We start from the raw sequence: 6,407 nt of genomic DNA, 5'->3' as shown, positions 1-6,407 counted from the left end.
CGGAGCTGCAGGGGGTCTGGCTGGACGGGGTACAGCTGCAGGGGGCGTCGCTGCTTGGGGCGGAGCTGCAGGGGGCGTCGCTGGACGGGGCGCAACTGCAAGGGGCGTGGCTGAAAGATGCGCAGCTGCAAGGGGCGTCGCTGAAAGATGCGCAGCTGCAAGGGGCGTCGCTGAAAGATGCGCAGCTGCAGGGTGCGTCGCTGAGGGGCGCGCAGCTACAAGGGGCTTCGCTGGACGGGGCGCAACTGCAAGGGGCGTCGCTGCACAGCGCGCAGTTGCAGGGGACATCGCTGGCGAACGTTTTTTCCTGGCGAACTGTTCCGGGCGCCGCGCTAGATGTCCAGAGGGCTTTCATCACCAACCTGGAGGCCGCACCGGTCGTCCGGCCAAAGACTTTTTCGGACGATGATCTCGTTCCCCTCGGCACCGAGCATTTGAGCGGCCTCATCGAAGCATGGGCGAAAGCCATTCCCGAGGGTGATCGGAAGGATATCTTTCTGAGGCGTCTGGACGTGCTGAGGATGGATGCGCGAACCCCGGAGGAGGACGGGGCAACAGTCGATGCCTGGCGCCGGCTGGAAAAGGACGGCCCATCTTTCGAGGAATGGTTGCCCATCCACTTGAAAGTTCTGGTTGATACCGCGTGCAATGCTGGCGTTGACGGTTACGTATCCAGCGGAATTGCAAGGCGGCTTCGCGATCGGGCGGCGACCGGCATTTCATCCGCTCCTGCCTTCAAAGCCGCGAATGCTCCGTTCGCAAAAGCCGCGAAAACCCTGCTCGATGCGACATCGGATTCCTGTCCCGGTGCGGTTGCGATCGATGATGGGGCCAGGACGGCGCTGCAGGACATTGTCAGGAAGGCAAACAAGCAAAAGGTCGATGCCGAGGCCACGGCTCGGCATCCGGCGACGACCGAGGGGTCGCGATGAGCCTCTCCTGATGGATCGGGTGGATCGCCGCTCAATCCGCGTCGGATGCCGGGCGCGCCGCCGCGCCTCGCGGCAAACTCCCGTCATAGCTGTCATAGCCGAGCGACAAAGCGAGGCAGGCGAGTTCGACGGTCTTGGGGATTTCCACCGCCTTGCCGTCGCGGTGGCCCTTTTCGTAATACTGGATGACCCGCTTTTTCAGGCCGAGCCGCTCGGCGGCGTCCTTCTGCTTCAGCCCGAGCGACTTGCGCCAGGTTCGAAAAGCCTCCGGGTCCATCGGAACTCCCCTCCATGCAGCCACGTCGTGCGGCCGCGCCGCCGCGGCGACCAGCTTCGAGAAAGCCGGGCCTGCTTAGATCGTCGCCTTGGCAAAGTCGATTCGACGGTCACGGTTTCGCTTGCTCGACGCCCCCGAAAAATGCACCTCGTGCGCAATGATTGCTTGACTTGACGCACAGAGTGCGCATTTATGAATGGATTGCAATCGGGCGACGATCATTCCTTCAGGTTGAAGTTAATCGGATGGAAGGCTTCGGGCGCTAGGGTGCCAACATCGAACGAGGAGCGCGAACATGTTAGCGGATATCATCGTCGGCCGCTCTTCCTATGGCGGCGACCGGGGCAGGGACGACCTGCACCGTCACGCCACCTTCAGCTGCGGCTTCCGCAGCTGGATGAAGCGGCTCTTGATGCGGTTCCGCGCGGCGTAAGCCCGCCGACGGACCGACACCTATAGATAGACAGCATGAAGGCGCCGGATCGCTCCGGCGCCTTCATGCGTTTGGGCTTTTTTGACGGGGGCCAGGCTCAGGCGGCGATCTTGCCGGCCTTGTGATCGTCGATCATCCGGAAAAACCGCTGGAACAGATAGTGCGAATCCTGCGGGCCGGGCGAGGCCTCCGGATGGTGCTGGACCGAGAACACCGGCTTGCCGGCAACGCGCAGGCCGCAGTTCGAGCCGTCGAACAGCGAGCGGTGGGTTTCCTCGACGCCGGCGGGGAGTGAATCGGCGGCCACCGCAAAGCCGTGGTTCATCGACACGATCTCGACCTTGCCGGTAGTGAAATCCTTGACTGGATGATTGGCGCCGTGATGGCCCTGGTGCATCTTTTCGGTCCGCCCGCCGAGCGCCAGCGCCAGCATCTGGTGGCCGAGGCAGATGCCGAATACGGGCACGCCCTTGTCGACCAGCGCCTTGATCGTCGGCACGGCGTAATCGCCGGTCGCGGCCGGATCGCCGGGACCATTCGACAGGAACACCCCGTCCGGCTCGTGCGCGAGGATTTCCTCGGCGCTCGCCGTCGGCGGCACGAGAACGACCTTGGCGCCCTGGCCGGCCATCAGCCGCAGGATGTTGCGCTTGGTGCCGTAGTCGATCGCCACGATCGTGTAGCGCGGCGCGGCCTCGGCCGCATAGCCTTCGTTCCACACCCAGGGTTTTTCGTCCCAGACGGTGGTGTCGCCGCTGCCGACCTCTTTGGCCAGATCGAGCCCGACGATACCGCCCCAGGCCGCCGCGCGGGCTTTTAGCGCGTCGAGGTCGAAGTTTCCGTCCGGATCGTGGGCGATCACCGCGTTGGGCATGCCGGTCTCGCGGATCAGCGCCGTCAGCGCCCGCGTGTCGACGCCCGACAGCGCGATGACGCCGCGCTCCTTCAGCCATGCGTCGAGATGGCCCGACGAGCGATAGTTCGACGGTTCGGAGATGTCGGCCCTGAAGATCGCGCCGACGGCCCCGGACGCCTTGGCCGGGGTCAGGTCTTCCTGGTCCTCGGCATTGGCGCCCACATTGCCGATATGCGGGAAGGTGAAGGTGACGATCTGGCGGCTGTAGGAGGGGTCGGTGAGAATTTCCTGATACCCGGTCAATGCGGTGTTGAAGCAGACCTCGCCCTCGATCGCGCCGGACGCGCCGAGGCCGAAGCCCTCGATCACGGTTCCGTCCGCGAGCACGAGGAGCGCGGTTGTCTTGCGCGTCGTCCAGCCGTCGGTCATGGTCTCACCTTTCAGTCGTCGGATATGCCCGCGCATTGCCACAATCGGGGCGCTATCTGCCAGGCATTGCGTCGGTTCGCCATGATATCGGCGCATGGCTGCCTTGGCGCAACCGCCCTTGCGCCCCGCCCGGCAATTCTCTACATCCGCGCCGCATTGCACTGCAAGAGGCGGCGTCGTCATTGGCGGATGGTCGCCGGTGCGGCATATTCGGGCGCCACGTCCGATGCAATTGAGAGACAGGCCCAGTCAAGATCGAAGCCCGCCCCGGCTTGTAGGGGCACCGGGGCTTTACCTACGTGAAGAACAGGTGTCGATTACGCGCCACGCTGGCCGACTTCGGTCCGCGCGGGCGGATTTGACGAAACGCGAAAGTCACCACCATGCGCGAGCATCTCGCGGACGCTTTGAACACAGCGACCAAAAGCCAGGACAAACGCCGCATCTCGACCCTGCGGCTGATCAACGCGGCGATCAAGGATCGCGACGTGGCCAATCGCAATGCCGGGCGCGACCCGGTCGGCGATGAGGAGGTGCTGCACATCCTCGTCAAGATGATCAAGCAGCGGGTCGAATCCGCCAAGGACTACGAGGACAGCGGCCGGCTGGAACTGGCCGAACAGGAGCGCGACGAGATCGCCGTCATCCGCGATCTGTTGCCGCCGCAGCTCGACCCGAGCGAAATGGAACGGGCCTGCCGGCAGGTGGTCGAGGAGACCGACGCAAAGGGCCTGCGCGATGTTGGCCGCTGCATGAACGCCCTCAAGGAACGCTTTCCCGGCAAGCTCGACATCGGCAAGGCCTCGACGGTGGTGAAGGGCTTGCTGCGGTAGGGGGGAGTTCTTTTTGAACCCTAGGCGACCCCAGATGCTCGTGACAGGGTAGTCTGTTTCGGGCCGGAAGATGACGGTCCGTTTCCGGAACACCGTTGACCAAACGGGGCATTCCGCCGACGTTGCACCCGATAGTCTCTCACTCCGGCGGTGGCGCAGGTCTCTATTGCCGCATCTTCTTGGCGCCCTGGTTCCTCACCAACGCCACCACCAACTCGGGGTCGATTGCGAAGCCTTCGTAGTCAATCTGCCGCAACATCCAGTAAACCTCTCCCGCAGCTGAAAACAGATAGAGAAGGAACGGGGAATCTACAATGCTTCCGTGTCAGTAGGCTTGTCCGGATGAGGCGGTAGCGAGCTGTGCGGGTTGCGGCTAGGTATCGAGGAAAGCCACCAGCTCCTGGTGTGACTTGAACTTCATCTTGTTCTGAATGTGAAAGAGCAAGAATTCTCCGGCCAATCTCTCCGCCTGGAAGAGGATCATGTCGCGCTCATCCTCTCCTGGCGATCTGGCCGCATGAACGTTGCCGTTGCGGCGAATTCGCAAATGTTGCGCGAGTTGGTGGCCAATCAGGGTGTTGCTCTCGACCTTTGCTGCCCGGCGCACCGTGCTGTCGTAGTCAGCCCGGCACGTTCCTGCAAGCTGTTCAACCGCCTGCCAAAGACCTAACAGGCAGGCGTCGTGGTCGTGCTGATCAAGAGCCCGGCAGTATCGAACTAACCCGGACACGATTTCTTTGCGGAATGGCGAGTGCTGGATTTTGTGCCACCAGCCCATAATCGCCTTCTGGCTTCGGCCGATGTCACCCATTGGCGAGGTCATCGAGGCCCTTTCGTGGACCCACCGCGGCTCATACCAGAATATCTCCGCGGCAAGACCTCCATCGGGCTTGTGGATGGTCTGATAGGGACCTAGCCGGAAGCGATTTATCGCGTGCGGTCCATCGGTGTACCAAGAGTGCTTTGGGCCGACACGTCTGTTGGTGAAGAGATTGAGAAGGCCACGAAGGCGATCCAACGTCTCGATGCCGCTCTCGTAGGCGCTGTGGATGTCGCGCGCAGTAACATGCACGATGATGGGGTCGAGAGTGTCGGCTGGATCACGCACGCCCTGCCTGTGGCGCCGTTCCTGGGTGTCAGCTCGGGCTCGGTTAGCCTTGATCATGAACTTCGATTTTTCTGAGGGACCCCAAAAGACCCGCTTACCCTCATCGGCGAGCCAATTGATGAGCTTGGGGCCATGGTAGGTGATCGAGGCGAACAGGCGGTAGTCGATCGAGGGTCGCGCCAGTAGCTGCTGGTAATGGCGCTCGCAGTGGTCGGGAAAAACGTTCTGCTTGTTTAGATCGACGGTGCGGTCGTTTAGTGCTCGCCGGATCGCCCCGTTCTTCTCGACTTCGTCCACGCCATTTGCGGTTTTCAGGGCGGTGATTAAGATCGGCAGCCAATACTCGTACTCTTGGGCGAGAAACGACGTATTGGCCAGGCCGAGGGTGCGAATCTTGTCGAATTCCTTGAGAATGGCCTTCGGGCTGAAACCACTTCGCCAAGCGAAATTCTGCGACATACGGCAGACCTATGATCAACGAATTTTGAACGAAGGTACTCACGAGTTTAGCGATCTTGCAACGGCTAGCAAACTTCCGGTCCAAATCCTACGCAGTGGGAAGCTAGAAGACTACGCGGTTGGTCCAATCAATCCGGCATCGTCCCGCATGGGTGTTGATCGATACGAAGGCCCTAAATGACCGACACCTGGGAGTGCGCTTACTGCGGCCTAACCAGAGAGCCACGTACGCGGGAACACCTTTTTCCTACGGCTCTTCATCAGCGATTGCAGAAAGCCAATAAAGCTAGCCACGTCTTTTGGCTGAGGCGTCTGGGCAAGGACATAAAGGGCGAACCGAGTCTGAAGGACGTGTGTCGCCGTTGCAATAACGGCTTCATGTCCGACCTAGATGCTTACATTTGCCGGGAGTTCGATGATCAGTTCTCGGTCATCCGACAACGCTATGAGAAGGTCACCTTCACCTATGATTTTCACCGCCTGAAGCGGTGGCTGCTCAAGATGGCGTACAACTCCGCGCGCATTCATTTAGCCCCCGACACCTTCGCGCTTAAGGCGTTGCTGCCCTACACACGCGGCGAAAACGATCGACTTGGCAGGTCTGTGCGCCTGTTTCTCCAGCTGTCGTATCCGGCGCCGATACCGGCTGCCGAGCGTGTCCGTCTCGGTAGTGAAGACGAAGTGCCGGAAATCTGGGAGCCTCGGCTGAACCGGGTTGGCATTTCCGAAGTCGCCATAGCGGGCATGGGGCGCAAGCTCATCCGACACGTCGCGCTTCAAAGCTACACGTTCATGCTGGCGTACTCGAAGCCGACCGATGGCGCCGCAGCGAACAAAGAGTTTGCGTATGAGTTTCTGAAGCGAGCGCCCGGGGCGGTGGAAATCAAAGCGTCCCAAATGCAGGTTTCGACGATCGGCGACGGTGCGAACTCGTGGGATCAATTCCGTCAGTCGCGCGTCAACGCACTCGTGGACTAGAGCATCCGGCGAATAATTTGAATCGACGGGTTCCCATTTGATGTTCGGTTTGATTCTCTGTGAGCAGGAGGTGCTCTATGGGAAAGGCTGTTTCATCAGATT

Annotated in this window: 7 protein-coding genes; 4 read left to right on the top strand and 3 right to left on the bottom strand. The window is 61.2% G+C overall.

From position 1 onward, the window contains the following. On the top strand, positions 1-932 hold a 932-nt coding region (locus VSX60_RS21740; protein WP_327626337.1), incomplete at its 5' end, for a pentapeptide repeat-containing protein. Positions 933-963: 31 nt separating this feature from the next. Here the strand turns inward: VSX60_RS21740 and VSX60_RS21735 are convergent. Beyond that, positions 964-1,209, bottom strand: a complete 246-nt coding sequence (locus VSX60_RS21735) for a helix-turn-helix domain-containing protein (RefSeq protein WP_327626336.1) — start codon at positions 1,207-1,209, stop codon at positions 964-966. A gap of 295 nt (positions 1,210-1,504) precedes the next feature. On the opposite strand from VSX60_RS21735, the gene VSX60_RS21730 reads away from it, so the two are divergent. Continuing rightward, positions 1,505-1,642, top strand: coding sequence for a hypothetical protein (locus tag VSX60_RS21730; RefSeq protein WP_327626335.1), 138 nt, complete (start codon positions 1,505-1,507; stop codon positions 1,640-1,642). A 97-nt stretch (positions 1,643-1,739) separates the two neighbouring features. Here VSX60_RS21730 and carA read toward each other — a convergent pair whose 3' ends face one another. Next, the gene (carA, locus tag VSX60_RS21725; RefSeq protein WP_327626334.1) at positions 1,740-2,927 is read right to left on the bottom strand and encodes a glutamine-hydrolyzing carbamoyl-phosphate synthase small subunit; all 1,188 of its coding nucleotides are present in this window, start codon (positions 2,925-2,927) and stop codon (positions 1,740-1,742) included. Between the two features lie 383 nt (positions 2,928-3,310). Here carA and VSX60_RS21720 point away from each other — a divergent pair, with 383 nt between their 5' ends. After that, positions 3,311-3,760, top strand: coding sequence for a GatB/YqeY domain-containing protein (locus VSX60_RS21720; RefSeq protein WP_327626333.1), 450 nt, complete (start codon positions 3,311-3,313; stop codon positions 3,758-3,760). Between the two features lie 373 nt (positions 3,761-4,133). On the opposite strand, the gene VSX60_RS21715 is transcribed toward VSX60_RS21720, so the two are convergent. Continuing rightward, complete coding sequence (locus VSX60_RS21715) at positions 4,134-5,327, bottom strand: hypothetical protein (protein WP_327626332.1); 1,194 nt, start codon at positions 5,325-5,327, stop codon at positions 4,134-4,136. A 177-nt stretch (positions 5,328-5,504) separates the two neighbouring features. Between VSX60_RS21715 and VSX60_RS21710 the strand changes: the two genes are divergently transcribed. Beyond that, entirely contained in the window at positions 5,505-6,305 is an 801-nt protein-coding gene (locus VSX60_RS21710; protein ID WP_327626331.1) for a hypothetical protein, read from the top strand. The last annotated feature ends 102 nt before the right edge of the window (positions 6,306-6,407 follow it).

Origin of the sequence: Aurantimonas sp. A3-2-R12 (assembly GCF_036016755.1) — a bacterium.
In the GTDB taxonomy this organism is placed as follows: Bacteria; Pseudomonadota; Alphaproteobacteria; order Rhizobiales; family Rhizobiaceae; genus Aurantimonas; species Aurantimonas coralicida_A.
Note: the sequence above shows the minus strand (reverse complement) of the source record. Positions and strands in the feature narration are given on the sequence as shown.

Coding starts and splice junctions, on each gene's coding strand:
- VSX60_RS21720 (WP_327626333.1), top strand. CDS start 3,311: ATGCGCGAGCATCTCGCGGACGCTTTGAACACAGCGACCAAAAGCCAG.
- carA (WP_327626334.1), bottom strand. CDS start 2,927: ATGACCGACGGCTGGACGACGCGCAAGACAACCGCGCTCCTCGTGCTC.
- VSX60_RS21710 (WP_327626331.1), top strand. CDS start 5,505: ATGACCGACACCTGGGAGTGCGCTTACTGCGGCCTAACCAGAGAGCCA.
- VSX60_RS21730 (WP_327626335.1), top strand. CDS start 1,505: ATGTTAGCGGATATCATCGTCGGCCGCTCTTCCTATGGCGGCGACCGG.
- VSX60_RS21735 (WP_327626336.1), bottom strand. CDS start 1,209: ATGGACCCGGAGGCTTTTCGAACCTGGCGCAAGTCGCTCGGGCTGAAG.
- VSX60_RS21715 (WP_327626332.1), bottom strand. CDS start 5,327: ATGTCGCAGAATTTCGCTTGGCGAAGTGGTTTCAGCCCGAAGGCCATT.